This window comes from Pseudomonas sp. QL9 (assembly GCF_041409665.1).
Taxonomy (GTDB): Bacteria; Pseudomonadota; Gammaproteobacteria; order Pseudomonadales; family Pseudomonadaceae; genus Pseudomonas; species Pseudomonas knackmussii.
Map to the genome: position 1 here is coordinate 1,111,988 of NZ_CP166971.1, position 20,457 is coordinate 1,132,444.

15 protein-coding genes and 1 pseudogene are annotated in these 20,457 nt (G+C 66.3%); 4 read left to right on the top strand and 12 right to left on the bottom strand.

Annotated features, from left to right (window positions below):
• Positions 1–37: 37 nt before the first annotated feature.
• The 5 genes and pseudogenes from hrpA to fadD2 all read right to left on the bottom strand — a co-directional run bounded on the left by hrpA (position 38) and on the right by fadD2 (position 9,604).
• A complete protein-coding gene (gene hrpA, locus ACA097_RS05235; protein ID WP_371368929.1) occupies positions 38–4,003 on the bottom strand; it encodes an ATP-dependent RNA helicase HrpA in 3,966 nt (1,321 codons plus the stop codon).
• Positions 4,004–4,140: 137 nt separating this feature from the next.
• Complete coding sequence (locus ACA097_RS05240) at positions 4,141–4,896, bottom strand: methyl-accepting chemotaxis protein (RefSeq protein ID WP_371370483.1); 756 nt, start codon at positions 4,894–4,896, stop codon at positions 4,141–4,143.
• Positions 4,897–5,046: 150 nt separating this feature from the next.
• A pseudogene (locus ACA097_RS05245) lies at positions 5,047–5,826 on the bottom strand (cache domain-containing protein); the annotation flags it as partial.
• Positions 5,827–5,891: 65 nt separating this feature from the next.
• Positions 5,892–7,577 carry a long-chain-fatty-acid--CoA ligase FadD1 gene (gene fadD1 / locus ACA097_RS05250; RefSeq protein WP_371368931.1) on the bottom strand — a complete coding sequence of 562 codons (1,686 nt, stop codon included), beginning with the start codon at positions 7,575–7,577 and terminating at the stop codon, positions 5,892–5,894.
• A 338-nt stretch (positions 7,578–7,915) separates the two neighbouring features.
• Positions 7,916–9,604: a long-chain-fatty-acid--CoA ligase FadD2 gene (fadD2, locus tag ACA097_RS05255; RefSeq protein WP_371368933.1), complete on the bottom strand. Its 1,689-nt coding sequence runs from the start codon at positions 9,602–9,604 to the stop codon at positions 7,916–7,918.
• Between the two features lie 220 nt (positions 9,605–9,824).
• Here fadD2 and ACA097_RS05260 point away from each other — a divergent pair, with 220 nt between their 5' ends.
• A complete protein-coding gene (locus ACA097_RS05260; RefSeq protein ID WP_160286164.1) occupies positions 9,825–10,775 on the top strand; it encodes an alpha/beta hydrolase in 951 nt (316 codons plus the stop codon).
• Complete coding sequence (locus tag ACA097_RS05265; RefSeq protein ID WP_371368936.1) at positions 10,772–11,242, top strand: MaoC family dehydratase; 471 nt, start codon at positions 10,772–10,774, stop codon at positions 11,240–11,242. The genes ACA097_RS05260 and ACA097_RS05265 overlap by 4 nt, the downstream gene beginning before the upstream one ends.
• 289 nt (positions 11,243–11,531) lie before the next feature.
• Here the strand turns inward: ACA097_RS05265 and ccoM are convergent, their stop codons facing one another.
• The 4 genes from ccoM to ACA097_RS05285 form a co-directional block, all read right to left on the bottom strand.
• Complete coding sequence (gene ccoM / locus ACA097_RS05270) at positions 11,532–11,642, bottom strand: cytochrome c oxidase subunit CcoM (RefSeq protein WP_015478370.1); 111 nt, start codon at positions 11,640–11,642, stop codon at positions 11,532–11,534.
• 210 nt (positions 11,643–11,852) lie between these two features.
• The gene (locus tag ACA097_RS05275) at positions 11,853–12,014 is read right to left on the bottom strand and encodes a hypothetical protein (protein WP_371368939.1); all 162 of its coding nucleotides are present in this window, start codon (positions 12,012–12,014) and stop codon (positions 11,853–11,855) included.
• 2 nt (positions 12,015–12,016) lie between these two features.
• Entirely contained in the window at positions 12,017–12,610 is a 594-nt protein-coding gene (locus ACA097_RS05280) for an alpha-ketoglutarate-dependent dioxygenase AlkB (RefSeq protein ID WP_371368941.1), read from the bottom strand.
• A 50-nt stretch (positions 12,611–12,660) separates the two neighbouring features.
• The gene (locus ACA097_RS05285; RefSeq protein WP_371368943.1) at positions 12,661–12,963 is read right to left on the bottom strand and encodes an aspartate-semialdehyde dehydrogenase; all 303 of its coding nucleotides are present in this window, start codon (positions 12,961–12,963) and stop codon (positions 12,661–12,663) included.
• A gap of 226 nt (positions 12,964–13,189) precedes the next feature.
• Between ACA097_RS05285 and rapA the strand changes: the two genes are divergently transcribed.
• Both rapA and ACA097_RS05295 read left to right on the top strand, forming a co-directional pair.
• A complete protein-coding gene (rapA, locus tag ACA097_RS05290) occupies positions 13,190–16,042 on the top strand; it encodes an RNA polymerase-associated protein RapA (protein WP_371368945.1) in 2,853 nt (950 codons plus the stop codon).
• A 245-nt stretch (positions 16,043–16,287) separates the two neighbouring features.
• Positions 16,288–16,737 (top strand): universal stress protein, encoded by a 450-nt coding sequence (locus tag ACA097_RS05295; RefSeq protein WP_371368947.1) that lies wholly within the window; start codon positions 16,288–16,290, stop codon positions 16,735–16,737.
• A 129-nt stretch (positions 16,738–16,866) separates the two neighbouring features.
• Here the strand turns inward: ACA097_RS05295 and ACA097_RS05300 are convergent, their stop codons facing one another.
• The 3 genes from ACA097_RS05300 to ACA097_RS05310 form a co-directional block, all read right to left on the bottom strand.
• Positions 16,867–18,534, bottom strand: a complete 1,668-nt coding sequence (locus ACA097_RS05300; RefSeq protein ID WP_371368949.1) for a phosphoethanolamine transferase — start codon at positions 18,532–18,534, stop codon at positions 16,867–16,869.
• Positions 18,535–18,677: 143 nt separating this feature from the next.
• Entirely contained in the window at positions 18,678–19,469 is a 792-nt protein-coding gene (locus tag ACA097_RS05305) for a hydroxypyruvate isomerase family protein (RefSeq protein WP_371368951.1), read from the bottom strand.
• Between the two features lie 10 nt (positions 19,470–19,479).
• Positions 19,480–20,370 carry an NAD(P)-dependent oxidoreductase gene (locus ACA097_RS05310; protein ID WP_160286158.1) on the bottom strand — a complete coding sequence of 297 codons (891 nt, stop codon included), beginning with the start codon at positions 20,368–20,370 and terminating at the stop codon, positions 19,480–19,482.
• Positions 20,371–20,457 lie beyond the last annotated feature (87 nt).

The window sequence follows — 20,457 nt, forward strand, 5'->3', positions numbered from 1 at the left end:
GCAGCGAAACCCATCGACTGCGCCAAACGGCGAGCGATCAGACCTCGACCTGGCTCCACTGCTTGGTCAGGCGCTTGTCGGACACCGGCATCTTCGTCCCCAACTGCTGGGCGAACAGCGAGACGCGGTACTCCTCCAGCATCCAGCGATACAGCGTCAGCTCCGGGTCGCGCTTGCCTTCCTGGGCGTGCTTGGCCTGGCGGGCCTTGTACTGGTCCCAGTAGCCGGCCATCTCGCCGCTCCACACGCGGTCGCGCTGGACCTGGCCGGCGACCTTGTCCAGGCGCTGCTCGATAGCCTTGAGGTAGCGCGGGATTTCCTTCAGCCATTCCAGCGGTGTGTCGCGCACGAAACCCGGGTAGACCAGGTTGGCCAACTGCCCCTTCACGTCGTTGAGCGGCACCGTCATGGCCAGGTCGACCTTGCCCTTGAAGCGCTTCTGCAGGCCGTGCCAGAGCTTGAGGATTTCCAGTGTCAGGCGGGCGATGCGTTCGGCATGCTCCGTCCAGGCGCCGCGCTTCTTCTCCGCCAGCGAGGCGAGCGCCGCACCGTCGCGTGGCAGGCTGGCCTCGCCTTCGAGGATGCAGCTATCCAGGCTGGCCAGCAGGATGTCCTCGACCAGCGCCTCGACGCGGCCCATGTCGCGGTACAGCAGGCCCATGTCGGTCTGCCCCGGCAGCTTGCCGCGCAGGAACTTGGCCGGCTCGGCGAGCTGCTGCAGAAGCAGGCGCTGCAGGGCGCGGCGGTGCTGGTACTCGGCTTCGGCCTGGGTCGGGAAGCGGTTTTCCTTGACCGTGCCGCCCTCTTCCACCAGCGCCGGGTAGACCGTCATCGACAGCCCGGCGATCTTCTGCTGGGCCTTTTCCGCGACTTCGGCGAAACCCTTGGCTTCCACCGGCTTCTGCGGCTTGTCGGCCTGCGGGATGGCCAGGGCGGCCTGGCTGGCTTCGGCGAAGCGGGCGGTGAGTTCGGCGAGATCGCGGCCTTCGCCGAGGAACTTGCCGCGCGCATCAACCACCTCGATGTTCATGCGCAGGTGACTCTCCACCAGCGCCGCCGCCTCGCCCCATGCTTCCTCGGGTACGCGGCTGCCGGTCATGCGCTGCAGTTCGCGGCCGAGCGCTTCGGGCAATGCGCCTTCGGCGAAGGTCATCTTGCCGATGGCGGCGCGGACGAAGTCCGGCACCGGCACGAAGTTCTTGCGGATGGCCTTGGGCAGGTTGCGCACCAGCGCCACGCACTTGGCTTCCAGCAGGCCGGGCACCAGCCACTCCAGGCGCTCGGCCGGCAGTTGCGGCAGCAGCGGCGCCGGCACGCGCAGGGTCACGCCGTCGCGCACGTGGCCCGGCTCGAAGTGATAACTCAGCGGCAATTGCAGCTCGCCCAGGCGCAGGCGGTCCGGGTAGAGACCGGCGGTGACTTCGCTGGCGTCGCGGGCCAGCACGTCTTCCTCGCGCATGATGAGCAGGTTCGGCTGCTGCTTGTGCTCGCGCTCGTACCACTTCTCGAAGCTGGCGGTCTGGTAGATGTCCGCCGGCAGGCGCGCGTCGTAGTAGCCGAACAGGGTTTCCTCGTCGGCGAGAATGTCGCGGCGGCGCGCCTTGGCTTCCAGCTCGTCGAGCTTTTCCAGCAACTGGCGGTTGGCCGAGAGGCACTTGGCGCGGCTGTTGATCTCGCCGCGCACCAGCGCTTCGCGGATGAACAACTCGCGCGCCACCGGCGGATCGATGGGGCCGTAATGCACGGCGCGGCGACCGACGATGATCAGGCCATAGAGGGTGACCTGCTCGTAGGCCACGACCTGGCCGCGCTTCTTCTCCCAGTGCGGCTCCAGGTGGTTCTTCTTCAACAGGTGGGCGGCCAGGGGCTCGAGCCAGTCGGGCTCGATCTTGGCGACCATGCGGGCGAACAGCTTGGTGGTCTCGACCAGTTCGGCGGCCATGATCCACTGCGGCTTCTTGCGGCCGATGACGCTGGACGGGTGAATCCAGAAGCGCCGCTGACGCGCGCCGAGGTAGTCGCCCTCCTCCGCCTTCTGACCGATCTGGCTGAGCAGGCCGGAGAGGATCGCCTTGTGCACGGCGGCGTAGTCGATGTCGCGCTGTTTCTGCTCGTCAGGCTTGGCCGGCTCCTTGCGCACCGGCGCCTTGTCCGACTTGCCGAACGGCAGCTTCAGCTCGCGGCAGATCAGCGTCAGCTGACGATGCGCATCGCGCCACTCGCGAAGCCGCAGATAGTTGAGGAAGTTCTTCCGGCACCAGGCGCGCAAGGCATTGGAGCCGAGCGCCTGGCGCTGCTCCTCGAAGCCGCGCCAGAGGTTGATCAACGCGGCGAAGTCGGAGTCCGGGTCCTTCCATTGCGCGTGCGCCTGGTCGGCCGCCTGCTGGCGCTCGATCGGGCGCTCGCGCGGGTCCTGCACGGACAGCGCGCTGGCCACGGTGAGCACTTCGTCGAGGCTGCCCTGGTTGGCCGCTTCCAACAGCATGCGACCCAGTCGCGGGTCGATCGGCAGACGCGCAAGCTGGCGGCCGAGCGGAGTCAGCTGGCCTTCGCGGTTAACCGCCGAGAGTTCCTGCAGCAGGGTGAAGCCGTCCTTGATCGCCTTGCCGTCCGGCGGCTCGATGAAGGGGAAGGCCTCGATGTCGCCCAGGCGCAGGTGGAGCATCTGCAGGATCACCGCCGCCAGGTTGGTGCGGAGGATCTCCGGGTCGGTGAAGGCCGGACGCGAGTTGAAGTCTTCCTCGCTGTACAGGCGCACGCAGATGCCCGGCTCGACCCGCCCGCAACGGCCCTTGCGCTGGTTGGCGCTGGCCTGGGACACGGCTTCGATGGGCAGCCGCTGGACCTTGGCGCGGTAGCTGTAGCGGCTGATGCGCGCGGTGCCGCTGTCGATCACGTAGCGGATGCCCGGCACCGTCAGCGAGGTTTCCGCGACGTTGGTGGCCAGGACGATCTTGCGACCGGGCATGGGCGCGAAGATCTTCTGCTGCTCCGCCGGGGTCAGGCGCGCATAGAGCGGAAGCACCTCGGTGTGGCGCAGGTTGGCCTTGCGCAGCATGTCGGCGGCATCGCGAATCTCGCGCTCGCCGGGGAGGAACACCAGCACGTCGCCGGGGCGTTTGCCGACTTCGCGCTCATGGGCGGCGATCTCGTCCAGTGCGCGGAGGATGCCCTGGTCGACGGACAGGTCGTCGAACAGCGCCTCGCCGTCCTCGTCCACTTCCGCCGCCAGCGGGCGATACCAGGTGTCCACCGGGTAGGTGCGGCCAGACACCTCGACGATAGGTGCATCGCCGAAATGCTTGGAGAAGCGCTCCAGGTCGATGGTCGCCGAGGTGATGATCAGCTTGAGGTCGGGGCGGCGCGGCAGGAGTGTCTTGAGGAAGCCGAGGAGGAAGTCGATGTTCAGGCTGCGTTCGTGAGCTTCGTCGACGATGATCGTGTCGTAGCGTTCCAGGTAGCGGTCGTGCTGGGTTTCGGCGAGCAGGATGCCGTCGGTCATCAGCTTGATCAGGGTGCTGTCGTCGCTCTGGTCCTCGAAGCGCACCTGGTAGCCGACCAGCGAGCCCAGCGGCGTACCGATTTCCTCGGCAACCCGCGTGGCGACGCTGCGCGCGGCCAGGCGGCGCGGCTGGGTGTGGCCGATCAGGCCGTGGGTGCCGCGGCCCAGTTCCAGGCAGATCTTCGGCAGCTGGGTGGTCTTGCCCGAGCCGGTTTCGCCGGCGATCACCACTACCTGGCTCTTCTGCAGGGCAGCCTTGATCTCATCGCGCTTGGCGGCGATTGGCAGGCTGTCGTCGTAGCGGATCGCCGGGATGCTCGCGCGGCGCCCCTCGACCTTGGCGCAGGACGCCTGGAAGCGCTCGACCCACTGCGCCAGCTTGCCCTCGTCGGGCTGCTTGCGCAGGTCGTGGAACTGACGGCGCAGGCGATGACGGTCGCGGATCAGGGCCTGGTCGAGGCGTTGCAGGAGCTGTTCGGGGCTGGGCGTGGCTTGGGTCATTGGCTGCGCAATACCGGCGTGCGCGGCCTGGCGCCTTGAAGGCGGGCCGCTGCGGAATAAAGGAAAGGCGGGATTGTCGCAGAGGAGCGCCCCGCGCCGCCACGCCCAATGCGTGGCGACGGGGGTTCAGGGATGGATCAGATGCGGAACTGGCTGACCAGCTTGTGCAGCTGATCCCCCAGGCCGTTCAACTGACCGGCGGTTCGCGCACTGTGCATGGCGTCGTCGGCGACCTGGTCCACCGCGCCGGCGATCTGGTGCACGCTGCGGTTGATCTCCTCGGCCACCGCGGTCTGTTCCTCGGCGGCGCTGGCGATCTGCGCGTTCATCGAGTTGATGGTGCCGATCAGGTGGGCCATGGCGTCCAGCGACTGGCCGGCCTGGTTGGCTTGCCCGCGCGTACGCTCGGCCATCTCGCTGGCTCGCTGCATGGCACTTACCGAACCGGCAGTGGTGGCCTGCAGACGGTCGATCATCTGCTGGATTTCGCCGGTGCTCTGCTGGGTGCGGCTGGCCAGCGCACGGACCTCGTCGGCAACCACCGCGAAACCGCGCCCCGCCTCGCCGGCGCGGGCCGCTTCGATGGCCGCGTTGAGCGCCAGCAGGTTGGTCTGCTCGGCGATCGAGCGGATCACTTCAAGTACGCCGACGATGCCGCGCACGTCCTGGCTGAGCGTGTCGAGCGCCTCGCTGCTGCTGCCGACTTCGCCGGCCAGGTCGTTGATCTGCGCCACGCACAGGCCCACTTCGCGCTTGGCCGATTGGCCCTCGCGGTCGGTTTCCTGGGCGGCATCGGCAGCACGCTGGGCGCTGCGCGCCACTTCCTGGGCGGCGGCGGTCATTTCGTTGATCGCCGTGGCGACCTGGTCTGTCTCGCTGCGCTGGCCGTTCATCGCCTGCTCCGAGCGCTGCGCTTGCTGGGCAACATCGCCGACCAGCCCGGACAACTGCTGGGTGGTACCGGCAACTTGCTGCACCAGGGCGTGGATCTTCTCGACGAAGCGGTTGAAGGAGGTCGCCAGCTCGCCCAGTTCGTCGCGGCTCTCCACCGCCAGTCGGTGGGTCAGGTTGCCGTCGCCGGCGGCCATGTCGTCGAGGTTGGCCTTGATCCGCAACAGCGGGCGGACGATGGCGTTGCCGGTGGGCAGGGCCACCAGGGTGATGACCACCAGCAGCGCCAGGGCGGAGCCGAGCATGAGCAGCACCAGGTCGTGCACGCGGCCCTGGAACTCGTCACGCGCCTTGGCCACGTCGCGCTCGATGTCGTCGAGGTTCAGCGAGGTGCCGAACACCAGGTTCCATTTCGGCAGGTACTGCGCGTAGCCGATCTTCGGCACGATCTTGTTGCTGCCTGGCAGGGTGAAGCTGTAGTGCACGACGTGGCTGCCGTCCTGGCCCGCACGCACCAACTCGCGAATGGCATAGACGCCGTTGGGGTCCTGGTAGCCGCTGAAGTCCTCGCCAATGCGCTCTTCGCTGGTGCCCTGGAAGACGCGTACGGCGTGGGTGTCGTAGCCCCAGAAGTAGCCGCCGTTGCCGTAGTTAAGACGCTTGAGCACGGCGATTCCCGCAGCCCGGGCGTTGGCATCGCCCTCGCTCGCGGCATCGTATTGCGGGCCGACCGCGGCCAGGGCGACATCGACGAACTGCTTGAGCTGGGTCTGGCGGTCGGCGATCAGGCTCTGGCGAATCTGCTGTTCCTGCTGGTCGGCCAACTTGTTCAGGGCGACCAGGGTAACGGCACAGAGCACCACGGTGAGGATCAGGATGGGAACGAGGGCAAGGCTCAGGACCTTGGCGCGCAGGCGCAGGGAGGGGATCACGGCGGCAGACCTCCAGGACGACAAGACAGAAAACCCGCCATGTGGCGGGTTCTCTGGTTATCGGCTCAGGCCTTGGCCTTCTTTAGCTCTTCGTCACGCAATTCCCGACGAAGGATCTTGCCGACATTGGTGGTCGGCAGGCTTTCGCGGAACTCGACGTACTTCGGTCGCTTGTAGCCGGTCAGGTTGTCGTGCATGTGCTGGACGACCTGCTCCTTGGTCAGGTTGACGCCCGGCTTGGGCACCACGAAAACCTTGATCACCTCGCCCGAACGCTCGTCCGGTACGCCGATGGCCGCGCACTGCAGCACGCCGGGCAGGGTCGCGAGGACGTCTTCAAGCTCGTTCGGGTACACGTTGAAGCCGGACACCAGGATCATGTCCTTCTTGCGGTCGACGATGCGCATGTAGCCATCGGCCTCGATGATTGCCACGTCGCCGGTACGCAGCCAGCCGTCCTTGTCGAGGATCTCGTCGGTAGCTTCCTGGCGCTGCCAGTAACCCTTCATCACCTGCGGGCCCTTCACGCACAGCTCGCCGCGCTCGCCCAGCGGCTGCTCGACGCCGGCGTCATCGACGACCTTGCACAGGGTCGAGGGAACCGGGATGCCGATGGTGCCGATCTGGATGTTCTGGAACGGGTTCACCGACACCACCGGGCTGGTCTCGGTCATGCCGTAGCCTTCGCAGATGGCGCAGCCGGTGACTTCCTTCCAGCGTTCGGCGGTGGCCTGTTGCAGGGCCATGCCGCCGGAGAGGGTCAGCTTCAGGCTGGAGAAGTCCAGCTTGCGGAAGGCTTCGTTGTTGCACAGGCCGACGAACAGGGTGTTCAGGCCGACGAAGCCGGTGAACTTCCACTGCGACAGCTCCTTGGCCAGCGCATTGAGGTCGCGCGGGTTGGTCACCAGGATGTTGTGGTTGCCGGTGAGCATCATCGCCATGCAATGGAAGGTGAAGGCGTAGATGTGGTACAGCGGCAGCGGCGCGATGAGGATCTCGCAGCCTTCGTCCAGGTTGGCGCCCATCAGTGCCTTGCACTGCAGCATGTTCGCCACCAGGTTGCGGTGGGTCAGCATGGCGCCCTTGGCCACGCCGGTGGTGCCGCCGGTGTACTGCAGCACGGCGACGTCGTCGCTCTTGGGCGAGGCTTCGCGCACGGTCTGGCCACGGCCCTTGGCCAGGGCGTCGTTGAGTTTGACAGCCTGGGCGATGTGGTAGGCCGGGACCATCTTCTTGACGTACTTGACCACCGAGTTGACCAGCAGGCGCTTGAGCGGCGGCAGCAGGTCGGCGACTTCGGTGATGACCACGTGGCGGATGCCGGTCTTGGGCAGCACTTCCTCGGCCAGGTGGGCCATGTTGGCCAGGCAGACCAGTGCCTTGGCGCCGGAGTCGTTGAACTGGTGCTCCATTTCCCGCGCGGTGTACAGCGGGTTGGTGTTGACCACGATGAGGCCGGCGCGCATGGCACCGAACACAACCACCGGGTACTGCAGCACGTTAGGCAGCTGCACCGCGATGCGGTCACCCGGCTGCAGGCTGGTGTTCTGCTGCAGGTAGGCGGCGAAGTCACCGGAGAGCTTGTACAGCTCGCCGTAGGTCAGGGTCTTGCCAAGGTTGCTGAAGGCAGGCTTGTTGGCAAAGCGTTGGCAGGACTCCTTGAGTACCGCGAGGATGTTCGGGTACTGGTCGGGATTGATCTCGGCAGAGATACCTGCGGGATATTTGTCCTTCCAGAAATTGTCGATCATGGAAGCCCACTCCTAAGCAACAGCTTGTCGTTACCGCGTACGCGGTTCTTGTTGTGTTTGTGCCGCTTTCCCCTGAGTCGGGGAGCGAAAAGCGGGCCGAGAGTAGCAGCTTTGCCAAAACGCGACCAGCACCAAACACAGCCTACCCAGTCATAAAAATGACCGGAATCAGGTAAATCGGTCACAACCCGCCCATCGGTCGGAAAAGCCCGTGCCAGAAGGGCTGCAGCCTTGTTGGATTGTCTGACAAAGCTGCCGTAGGGGAAAGCGAAGCGAAAAAAAACGGAGGCCGGTCATCGGACCGGCCTCCGTTCGGATCGATAAAACGCCTGAATCGATCAGGCGCTCTCGCGCAGCTCCCGGCGAAGGATCTTGCCGACCGGCGTCATCGGCAAGGCGTCCTTCAGGACGATCTGCTTGGGCACCTTGTAGCCGGTGAAGTTTTCCTTGCAGTAGGCCTTCAGCTCCTCGACCGTCAGCCCCGGCTCGCGGGCCACCACGAAGAGCTTCACGGCCTCGCCGGAACGCTCGTCCGGCACGCCGATGGCCGCGCAGTTGGCCACCTTCGGGTGGGCCATGACCACGTCTTCGATCTCGTTGGGGTAGACGTTGAAGCCGGAGACGATGATCAGGTCCTTCTTGCGGTCGACGATGCGCACGAAGCCGTCAGGGTCGATCACCGCGACGTCGCCGGTGCGGAGCCAGCCCTCGGCGTCGAGCACCTCGGCGGTGGCTTCCGGGCGCTGCCAGTAGCCCTTCATCACCTGCGGGCCCTTCACGCACAGCTCGCCGCGCTCGCCCTGCGGCTGCTCGTTGCCTTCGTCGTCGATCACTTTCAGCGAGGTGCCGACAACCGGGATACCGACGGTGCCCAGGCGCGCCTGGTCGCCATACGGGTTGGTGGTGACCACCGGGGAAGTCTCGGTCAGGCCGTAGCCCTCGACCACCGAGCAGCCGGTGGCGGCCTTCCAGCGCTCGGCGGTGGCCGAGACCAGCGCGGTGCCGCCGGAGTTGGTGACCTTGAGGTTGGAGAAGTCGATTTCCTTGAACTCGGGATGGTCCATCAGCGCAACGAACAGGGTGTTCAGCCCCAGCAGCGCGGAGAAGCGCCACTTCTTCAGCTCCTTGATGAAGCCGGGAATATCGCGCGGGTTGCTGATCAGCACGTTGTGGTTGCCGTTGTGCATCATGCACATGCAATTCGCGGTGAAGGCATAGATGTGGTACAGCGGCAGCGGCGCGATCATCACCTCGCCGCCTTCGCTCATCAGGCGATGGCCGTCCGGGCCGAGCTGCGACAGGCAGGCGTCGACCTGCAACATGTTCGCCACCAGATTGCCGTGGGTGAGCATCGCGCCCTTGGCCACGCCCGTGGTGCCGCCGGTGTACTGCAGCACGGCGATGTCTTCCAGGCCCACCTTGATCGGTTGCAGCGCATGGCCGCGGCCCTGCCGCAGCACTTCCTTGAAAGCCACGGCCTGCGGCAGTTGGTAGTCGGGCACCATCTTCTTGACGTGCTTGACCGCGGCGTTGACCAGCAGGCCCTTGAGCGCCGGCTGCATGTCGCCCATCTGGGCTTCGATCAGGTATTCGATGCCGGTGTCCGGCAGCACTTCCTGCACCAGCTTGCCGAACAGGTTGACGTAGACCAGCGCCCGCGCGCCCGAGTCCTTGAACTGGTGGCGCATCTCGCGGGCGGTGTACAGCGGGTTGGTGTTGACCACCACCAGGCCGGCGCGCAGCGCGCCAAATACGGCGATGGGGTATTGCAGGATGTTCGGCATCTGCACGGCGATGCGCTCGCCGGGCTTGAGGTCGGTGTGCTTCTGCAGGTAGGCGGCGAAAGCGGCGGACAGGCGGTCCAGCTCAGCGTAGGTCAGGGTCACACCCATGTTGCTGAACACCGGGCGGTCGGCGAAGCGCTTGCAGGAGCGCTCGAACACTTCGACCACCGATTTGTAGGCGGTCAGGTCGATCTGGCTGGGTACGCCGGCCGGACGCTTGTCGTTCCAGAAATCCGCTTGCATGTGTTGTTGTCCTCTTTATTTACCTGCAAGGCTGTTTCGCGCCGGCATCCTTGGGCGGGCCCGGCACGGGCATCCGTCGGAAAGTAGCAGTTGCCCCGGTTTGCGCAAATACTCGCGCAGCCCCTATCCATGACGTGAATCTTCGTCCACCGGCCAGGATTCTGCCGCCCGGAACGCGCTGCTAGAATGCCGCGACCCCGAGCCGGCACAAGGATTGCCCATGCCGTACACCGCCTACTGGCTGCCCGCCAGCGATGACACTCCGTTGTACATCCACCTCTGGGCCAGCGAAGCGCCCCGGGGCGTGGTGATGCTGTCCCACGGCATGGCCGAGCACGCCGGCCGCTACGCGCGCCTGGGCGAGGCGCTGAACACCGCCGGCTACACGCTTTGCGCCCTCGACCAGCGCGGCCACGGGCGCACCGCCGAGCACGGCGACCTCGGCCACTACGCCGACCACGGCGGCTGGGGCAAGGTGGTCGGCGACCTGCTGACGCTCAACCGCCACCTGCGCGAACGCCATCCGGAGCTGCCGGTCTTCCTGCTCGGCCACAGCATGGGCAGCTACATCGCCACTGCCTATCTGCAGCAGCACAGCGAGACGCTGCGCGGCGCCGTGCTCTCCGGCTCCAACTACCAGCCGGTGGCGCTGTACCGCGTGGCGCGGCAGATCGCCCGTTTCGAGCGCTGGCGCCAGGGCCCGCTCGGGCAGAGCGCGCTGATCGAGTTCCTCTCCTTCGGCTCGTTCAACAAGGCGTTCAAGCCCAACCGCACCGCCTTCGACTGGCTGAGCCGCGACGCCCACGAGGTGGACAAATACGTCAGCGACCCGCTGTGCGGCTTCCGCTGCAGCAACCAGCTGTGGATCGACCTGCTCGGCGGCCTGGAGGACATCACCCCGCCGGAGCACCTGGCGCGCATCCGCCAGGACCTGCCGCTGCTGATCGTCGGCGGCGAGCGCGACCCGGTCAGCCAGGGCAAGCGCCTGCGCGATCTGGCCCAGGCGATGACTCGCGCCGGGGTTCGCGACGTCCAAACGCAGATCTATCCCGAGGCCCGTCACGAAATCTTCAACGAGACCAATCGCGACGAGGTCACCCGCAACCTGATCGCCTGGCTGGATGCCCAACTCGCATCCGGCGCCGGCGTGAATTCCGAGGAAAGAAAATGACCCAGGTGCAGAACGTCCCCTACGCGGAACTCGAAGTCGGCCAGAAGGCCAGCTTCCAGCGCACGGTCGGCGAGCGCGACATCCAGCTGTTCGCCGAAGTCTCCGGTGACCGCAACCCGGTGCACCTCGATGCCGAGTACGCCGCCGGCACCCTGTTCAAGGAGCGCATCGCCCACGGCATGCTCAGCGGCGCGCTGATCAGCGCGGCGATCGCCACCACCCTCCCCGGCCCGGGCACCATCTACCTGGGGCAGAGCCTGCGCTTCACCCGCCCGGTGAAGATCGGCGACCAACTGATCGTGGAGCTGGAAGTGCTGGAGAAGCTGCCGAAGAACCGCGCGCGCATCGGCACCCGCGTGCTCAACCAGAACGGCGAGGCGGTGGTCGAGGGCGAAGCCGAGGTGCTGGCGCCCAAGCAGAAGCTGGACATCGTTCTGGCTGAGCTGCCGCCGATCACCATCGGCTGAGCGGTCCCGTAATGCAGAACGCCGTTTCTTCCCTGAGGAGAAACGGCGTTTTCGTTTGTGCTCGGCCCCCCCATTCGCAGGAGCGTACCTTCTCCGCGAACCGCACGGCACGGTGCATCCCTGTAGGAGCGGCCCATGGCCGCGAATCGCGCGCATGGCGCGCTCCTACAAGGGAGCTTCGCTGATGAGGCCCGCTCCTACGCAGGAGCAGCGGGTAAAAATCGCGGGCAAAAAAAACGGGCGACCGAAGTCGCCCCAAGTGCCTTGCGTGCTCTGTGTATCCGGAAGGTCAACCGCGCTTGTGCGAGTCCTTCCAGATGAAATATCCGACTCCACCAAAGAACAGGACCATCAGGCCAACGGTGACAATGCCGGCGAGAACCACTTCGTCGATGAACATGATGCTGGCCTCCTGTTTCTCTTTGCGTTTGGAAGATGGGTTCACTTTATCCGCGCCACGCAGGCGCTTATTGACGTGGATCAATAGCCGCGAGCCCCCGTGGCCAGGGGCTTCGGATCACTGATCCAGGTCAAGTTCGGAAGGGGTTCGGGTGCGGCACGGAGCCGCGAGATGCGGCTCCAGAGGGGCAAAACAGCGAGGCGGAGCGGATCAGCGTTTCTTCGGCTTGTTCTTGCCCTTCTTGCGCGTCCTGCCCAGCGGCAGGGCCTGCTCGAAGGCGTTGCGCACTTCCTGCAGGCGCTTTTCGTGGACGTCGTGGATGCGCTTGTCGCGCTCGGCGTTCAGGTCGATCAGTTTGTCGTCGTTGCTCATGGCTAGGCGTGCACCAGGCGGAATGTCAGGTTCAGGCGGGGAGCGACCGGACGCCGCGTCTTGGCCACCTGATGCTGCCAATAATGCTGCGTTGCGCCGGCCATGACCAGCAGGCTGCCGGAGGTCAGCTCCAGGGAGTGCTCGATGGCGTTGCGGCCCTTGCGGCGCAGGTCGAAGCGCCGTGTGCCACCGAGGTTCAGCGAGGCGACCAGCGGATTGCGCCCCAGCTCCGGCTCGTCGTCGCTGTGCCAGCCCATCGAGTCCTGGCCGTCGCGGTAATAGTTGAGGAGCACGCCGTTGAGGCGCTGGCCGACCGTCGCCTGCACGCGCTCGCGGATCTGCGCCAGCAGCGGCGTCCACGGCAGCGGCTCATGCACCAGGCCGGAATAGCGGTAGCTCGCCTCGGGGTCGCCGTACCAGGCGACCAGGCGTGGCACCGGGTAGTCACGACCATGCAGGTGCACGCTGGGTTGCTCCCAGGGCGTGCGCTCGACCAGTTCGCCGAACCAGGCGTCAGCGCTGGCGGCATCGCACCAATCGGTCAGCAGGCGAAGTTCGGCGTGTTCGAGAAGGATGGGGGCATCGGCGAACAGCATGGCGAAAGGTCAGGCGATAGGAGGAGGAACAGCTTACTACGGCGTGCCGTTCAGACCTCGATGTCGATCCACTGGCCCTTGCGCGGCGGCGCCTCCTGGCCATCGGGCAGCAGCGTCCCGTCCGCCTCTTCCGCCCTGGCTTCCTCCGCTTCGGCGGCGGTTTGCGGCGGACGCCGGCGCCGCCGCGAGTAGCCCTCGTCCTGCGTCTGCTCGGCCGGGCGCTTCTCCAGGGCCACGGCATCGTCGCCGGCGGCGGGTTCTACAGGCGTCACTGGCGCCACTTCCGGGCGCGAGCGCACCGGGTCCTGCTGTGCCGTGACCGGCTGGAGATTTGGGGTGATCGGCGGAAACATGCGCTTGGGCCCTGCTCTTTCGCTTCAGGTTGTCGGTTCGCGGCATCAGGCCAATTGAGCCTCGCTACACTTTCCGGAGATTTCCGCTGTCCATCCCGGTCCTGGCCGGCCGCGCGGCGCTGGCCCAGGAGCCTTGTCGCCGATCGGCGGCATTCCTGGCCTGCGACGCCGACGGTCATCGCTGAAAGCCGCGCGTTCCGTTACCATAGCCGGCTTTTTTCGGGAGGTGTCCATGGCGCAGTATCAACCGGGTCAACGCTGGATCAGCGACAGTGAAGCAGAACTTGGGCTGGGAACCATCCTGGCGCTCGACGGACGCATGCTCACCGTCCTCTATCCGGCCACCGGCGATACCCGCCAGTACGCCGAGCGCAACGCGCCGCTGACCCGCGTGCGCTTCGCCCCGGGCGACGAAGTGACCCACTTCGAAGGCTGGAAGATGACCGTGCGCGAGGTCGAGGAAATCGACGGCCTGCTGGTCTACCACGGCCTGAACTCCCACAGCGAAGCGAAGATCCTGCCGGAAACCCAGCTGTCCAACTTCATCCAGTTCCGCCTGGCCAGCGACCGCCTGTTCGCCGGACAGATCGACCCGATGCCCTGGTTCGCCCTGCGCTTCCACACCCTGGAACACCGCACCCGCCTGCTGCAGTCCTCGCTCTGGGGCCTGGGCGGCGCCCGCGCGCAACCCATCGCGCACCAGCTGCACATCGCCCGCGAAGTCGCCGACCGCATCGCCCCGCGCGTTCTGCTGGCCGACGAAGTGGGCCTGGGCAAGACCATCGAAGCGGGCCTGGTGATCCACCGCCAGTTGCTCTCCGGTCGCGCCAGCCGCGTGCTGATCCTGGTGCCGGAGAACCTGCAGCACCAGTGGCTGGTGGAAATGCGCCGGCGCTTCAACCTGGAAGTGGCGCTGTTCGACCGCGAGCGCTTCACCGAAAGCGACGCCGGCAACCCCTTCGAGGACAGCCAGCTGGCGCTGGTCGCCCTGGAGTGGATCAAGAACGACGAACGCGCCCAGGACGCCCTGTGCGCCGCCGGCTGGGACCTGCTGGTGGTCGACGAAGCCCACCACCTGGTCTGGCACCCGGAACAGGCCAGCCCCGAATACCAGCTGGTGGAAACCCTGGCGCAGATCATCCCCGGCGTGCTGCTGCTCACCGCGACCCCGGAACAGCTCGGCCTGGACAGCCACTTCGCCCGTCTGCGCCTGCTCGATCCGGACCGTTTCCATGACCTGGAAGCCTTCCGCCAGGAAAGCACCCAGTACCGCCCTGTAGCAGAAGCGGTGCAGGAACTGATCGACCACGGCCGCCTCTCCCCCGCCGCGCGCCAGGCCATCCACGGCTTCCTCGGCGCCGCCGGCGACGAGCTGCTGGCCAGCGTCGAAAGCGGTGACGACGACGCCCGCGCGCGCCTGGTCCGCGAGCTGCTCGACCGCCACGGCACCGGCCGTGTGCTGTTCCGCAACACCCGCGCCGCAGTTCAGGGCTTCCCCGAGCGCCAGCTGCACGCCTACCCGCTGCCCAACCCGGTGGAGTACATGGAGCTGCCGATCGGCGAGCACCCGGACCTGTACCCGGAAGTCAGCTTCCAGGCCCAGGCCGAGGACGGCGACGAGAACGCCCGCTGGTGGCGCTTCGACCCGCGCGTCGAGTGGCTGATCGACACCCTGAAGATGCTCAAGCAGTACAAGGTGCTGGTGATCTGCGCCCACGCCGAGACCGCGCTGGACCTGGAAGACGCCCTGCGCCTGCGCTCGGGCATTCCGGCCACGGTCTTCCATGAAGGCATGAGCATCCTCGAGCGCGACCGCGCCGCGGCCTACTTCGCCGACGAGGAATTCGGCGCCCAGGTGCTGATCTGCTCGGAAATCGGCAGCGAAGGCCGCAACTTCCAGTTCGCCCATCACCTGGTGCTGTTCGACCTGCCGGCCCACCCGGACCAGCTGGAACAGCGCATCGGCCGCCTGGACCGTATCGGCCAGCGCCACACCATCCAGATCCACGTGCCGCACCTGGAAACCAGCCCGCAGGAACGCCTGTTCCAGTGGTACCACCAGGCGCTCAACGCCTTCCTCAATACCTGCCCCACCGGCAACGCCCTGCAGCACCGCTTCGGCCCGCGCCTGGTGGAACTGCTGGACGGCGGCGACGACGACGCCTTCGCCGCCCTGCTGGAAGAAGGCCAAGCAGCCCGCCTGGCTCTGGAAGCGGAAATGCACAGCGGCCGCGACCGCCTGCTCGAACTCAACTCCGGCGGCGCCGGCGAGGGCGAGGCGCTGGTCGAGGCGATCGAGGAACAGGACGACCAATTCGCCCTGCCGATCTACATGGAGAAGCTGTTCGACACCTACGGCATCGACAGCGAAGACCACTCTGAGAACGCCCTGATCCTGCGCCCGAGCGAGAAGATGCTCGACGCCAGCTTCCCGCTGGGCGACGACGAAGGCGTGACCGTCACCTACGACCGCGCCCAGGCCCTGGCCCGCGAAGACATGCAGTTCCTCACCTGGGAACACCCCATGGTGCAGGGCGGCATGGACCTGGTGCTGTCCGGCTCGCTGGGCAACACCTCGGTGGCGATCATCAAGAACAAGGCGCTCAAGCCCGGCACCGTGCTGCTGGAAATGCTCTTCGTCAGCGAAGCCGTCGCGCCGCGCAAACTGCAGCTCGGCCGTTTCCTGCCGCCGGTGGCGCTGCGCTGCCTGCTCGACGCGAACGGCAACGACCTGGCCGCGCGGGTGTCCTTCGAAACCCTGCACGAACAGCTGGAAAGCGTGCCGCGCGCCAGCGCCAACAAGTTCGTCCAGGCCCAGCGCGACGTGCTCGCCAAGCAGTTCGCGGTCGGCGAGAGCAAGATCGCCCCGCGTCACGCCGAGCGCGTGGAGAAGGCCCGCCAGCAACTGGTCGCCAGCCTCGACGAGGAACTGGCACGCCTGACCGCGCTCAAGCAGGTCAACCCCAGCGTGCGCGACAGCGAGCTGGAAGCCCTGCGCGCCCAGCGCGACCAGAGCCTGGCGCTGCTGGACAAGGCCTCCCTGCGCCTGGAAGCGATCCGCGTGCTGGTCGCCGGCTGATTCGCCGCTGAGCAAAAGGCCGCCCCGGGAAACCGCGGCGGCCTTTTTCATGGTTTTTCCTTCGGACCTGTAGGAGCGCGCCATGCGCGCGAATCGCGGCCATGGGCCGCTCCTACGGGGAAGCCGTGCGATCCGTGGGCAAATTCGCTCCTACAGACGGTGTCCTACTATTGACCCCGCGCAAGGGAATCTCCCGGAGACAGCGCTAGAGTCAATTTACCAAGCCACTCATTGAGGGAAACATCATGTACGAGCGCATTCTGGTAGCCGTGGACGGCAGCTCGGTGTCCGACCGGGCGCTGAACGAAGCCGTGAAGCTGGCGAAGCTGAGCGGAGGCGAACTGCGAGTGGTCACCATCGTCGACAGCCCGCTGCGCCACCTGCCCGACTACGCCGTCTACTACAACCCCGAGCCGCTGCGCGAAGCGGCGCTCAAGGCCGCTGACGACGTGCTGGGCAAGGCCCGCCAGATCGTCGGTGATCAGGTCAAGGCGAGCTTCGACCGGGTCTGCCAGGAACGCGCCAGCGAAGAGATCGCCGAACGCATCGAGGTCGAAGCCGATGCGGCCAAATCCGACCTGATCGTCATGGGCACCCACGGCCGCCGCGGCGTGCGTCGGCTGATGCTGGGCAGCGTCGCCGAGGGCCTGCTGCGGGTGAGCAACCGCCCGGTGCTGCTGGTTCGCGACAAGTAATCCACCCCAGAAACGAAGAAAGGCCCCGCGGGGCCTTTTTTTGTTTCTGGGGTGGATTGTAGGAGCGAGCTTGCTCGCGAACAGGCTCAGGATCGGTTCGCGAGCAAGCTCGCTCCTACGAAAGGCGTCTCAGTTACCGCCAGTCGCCACCGCATTACCCCGGCAGGAATGGAAGATATCCAGCGCCGGCTGGTACAGGCTGGTGTGCACGTCCAGCAGGCCGAGCACCGAGTGGAACACGTTGTCGTGGCTGAGATCGGCCTCGTCGCGCTTGCCGGCCAGGCAATTGCGGTCGATGCCCTGGTTGCCCAGGGTCGAGGGGCCGAACCACATGACCATCGGCACGTGGGTCTGCGCTTCCGGGGCGATGGCGTAGGGCGCGGCGTGCAGGTACATGCCGTTCTCGCCGAGCGACTCGCCGTGGTCGGAGACGTAGAGCATCGAGGTGTCGTACTTGTCGCTGTTGTGCTTGAGCAGCTCGATCACCTTCGACAGGAAGAAGTCGGTATAGAGGATGGTGTTGTCGTAGACGTTCACCAGCTCGTCCTTCGAGCAGCTGCCCAGCTGGTTGGTGTGGCACACCGGCTTGAAGCGCTCCAGGCTCGCCGGGTAGCGGTCGTAGTACTCCGGGCCGTGGCTGCCATCGGCGTGCAGGACGATGATGGCGTTGTCCTTCAGGCCGTCGATGTACGCCTGCAGGTTCTGCAGCAGGGCCTCGTCGAGGCAGTTGCTGCCGTTGCAGAACGGCCCCGGCTGGTTCTTCGGGATATCCTTGTGCGGAACGCGCAGGCAGGTGCCCTTGCAGTCGCTGTTGTTATCCAGCCAGATCACCGACAGGCCGGCGCGCTGGAGCACGTCGAGCAGGCTCTCGTAGGTCTTGCCCTTCTTGTCGCTGTAGTCCTCGCGGGGGAACTTGGAGAACATGCAGGGCACCGAGACCGCGGTGGAAGTACCGCAGGAATGCACCTGGGTGAAGTTCAGGATGTCCAGCTTGGCCAGCTCGGGGTTGGTGTCGCGGGTATAGCCGTTGAGCGAGAAGTGGTCGGCACGCGCGGTCTCGCCGACCACGAAGACGAACAGCGACTTCTTCGCCTTCTGGCTGGCAGCGGCGCTCTGCACCGCATCCTCACCGATCTTCTGCACCACCAGCTCGGCCTTCTTGATACCCAGGCGCTGCTTGCCGTACTTGGTCACGGCGTAGATGTAGTTGGTCGGGTTGATGAAGTGGGTCAGCTTGGCTTCTTCTCGGAAGATCGGTGCGTAGGTCGAATAGAAGCTGCCCACCATTACCGCCACTGCCACTACGCAAGCGACCAGCACCAGCACCTTGTTGAGCAGGCCGCGGAAGAACGGCTTGTAGACCACCGGAGTGCACCAGATGAGCACCGAGGGCAGCACGCCAAGCAGGAGCAGGTAGGCAATCAGCTTGCCGCTGAACAGCGCCGCGGCCTCGCCCGGATTGGTCTCGAAGACGTTCTGCACCATCACCGTGTCGATGGCGATGCCATAGCTGTTCATGAAGTACGCGGCCGCGGCGGAGCACAGCGCCACCAGGGTCATCGCAGGCTTGAGCAGCGGGCGGAACGACACCAGGGTCAGCAACAGGGTGAAGAAGGCACCAAGAAAGACCGCGAATGAGCCGAAAAAGGCGAGGCGATAGAAGCCTTGCAGCGGCACCAGGCCGGCAAGCGCCTTCCAGGTGGCGAAGTTGTAGAACAGCACCAGGGCCAGAGAAAACAGCAGGATCAGCCGGGTCGAGCTGATCGTGGGGAAAAAGCGGCTCTTGCCCTCGGACATCGAGTGCACTCCTTGGATTACGTGCGGCAGGAAAACCAATGGCCCACCGCCACTGCGGGCGGCGCGACCGGAAAGGCTGACAGGTCAAAAAGGCGTCAATTTTGCCAGCTTTCCGGCACCTGGAAAACCGCCAGGAACGCTGTTCAGGCGTCGCGCAGACGCTCCCGCCAGCGCCGCAGCCAGCCCAGGCCCGCCGTCGTGGCGCCGACGGGGCGGTATTCCGCTCCCAGCCAGCCGGCAAAGCCCTGCTCTTGCAGCGCGACCAGCGCCGGTTCGAAGTCCAGGGTCCCGCTGCCCGGCTCGCCACGCCCCGGCGCATCGGCGAACTGCACATGGCCGATGTGGCCGCGCAGCTGGCGCACGCTGGCGGCCAGGTCCTGGTCCATGCGCGCCATGTGATAGAGGTCCAACTGCGCGCCCAGGTTCTCGTTGCCGACCCGCTGCAGCATGTCCAGCAGGTGTTCAGGCGTGTTGAGCAGGAAGCCCGGCATGTCGTGGTGGTTGATCGCCTCCGTCAGCACCGGTACGCCGCTGGCGGCGAAGGCTTCGGCGGCCTGCCGAAGATGCCGAGCGAGCAGAGACAGCGCCTGTTCGCGCTCAACGCCTTCAGCCAGGCGGCCGGCCAGTACGTTGATCCGCTGCGGCTGCACCACTTCGGCGTAGGCCAACGCCTGCTCCAGCGCCTCGGCGAACTGCGCCTCGCGCCCCGGCACTGCGGCCAGGCCCGCACCGCCCTGCATAAGGTCGCCGGCGGGCACATTGATCAGCACCAGCGGCATTGCGTTGCGCTGCAGTTCGGCCCGCAGATCGGCGGCTGGTACTTCATAGGGAAACTGGATCTCGACACCGGCGAAACCGGCATCGGCCGCGGCGCGCACACGCTCGATCAGCGGCAGCTCGGTGAACAGCAGGGACAGATTGGCGCAGATCTGCATCGGTCAATCCTCAGTCGCGGCTCTGGCGATATTGCTCGACCAGGGTGGCCGGGTCGTGTTCGAGATGGCCCTGGCTGCCGTGCAGGCGCATGAGCTGCGCGGCGAGGCCGCTCATGGGCGTGGCGGAGCCCTGCTCGCGGGAGAGTTTCACTGCCGTATCCAGGTCTTTCAGCAGCGTGCGCACGTGCCATTTCACCGGCTCGTAGCGGCTCTCGGCCATCTGCGGCGCAAGGATCTGCAATGGCTTGGAATCCGCGAAGCCACCGGCCAGCGCCGGGGCGATCAGGCTGGCATCGACACCGGCGCTCTCGGCCAGCGCAACCACTTCGGCAATCACCAGCGCATTGCAGGCGACGATCATCTGATTACAGACCTTGGTCACCTGGCCGGCACCGACCTCGCCCATGCGCGTCAGGCGTTGCCCCAGATGCGCCAGCACCGGACGGATGCGTTCGATGTCCTCGACCCGGCCGCCCGCCATGATCGCCAGGCTGCCGGCCTCGGCGCCCGGCGTGCCGCCGGAGACCGGCGCATCGACCCAGCGCATGCCCGTGCGCGCCTCCAACTCGGCAGCCATCTCGCGGGTGGCCGCCGGCTCCAGGCTGGAAAAGTCCACCAGCAGTTGCCCCGGCTTCGCGCCCTCGACGATGCCGCCCGGGCCGAAGACCACCTCGCGCACCGCCGCGGTATCGGCCAGGCAGAGCATGACGATCTCGGCATCCGCGCACAGCTCGGCGGGGCTGCCCACCGTGCGTGCGCCCTCCCCAACCAGTAGCTCGCGCTTGGCGGCAGAGCGGTTCCACACGGTCAGCGGGTAACCAGCGGCGAGAAGACGGCGACTCATGGGCACGCCCATCAGGCCGAGGCCGGCGAAGGCGATGGAAGGCGAAGCGGCGGACATGGGCGACTCCTGGTGAACAAGATGGCGGGCACGGGGGCGGCCATATTAACGCCCACCCAAGCCATCGCCGAGCCTGTATATTGCGGC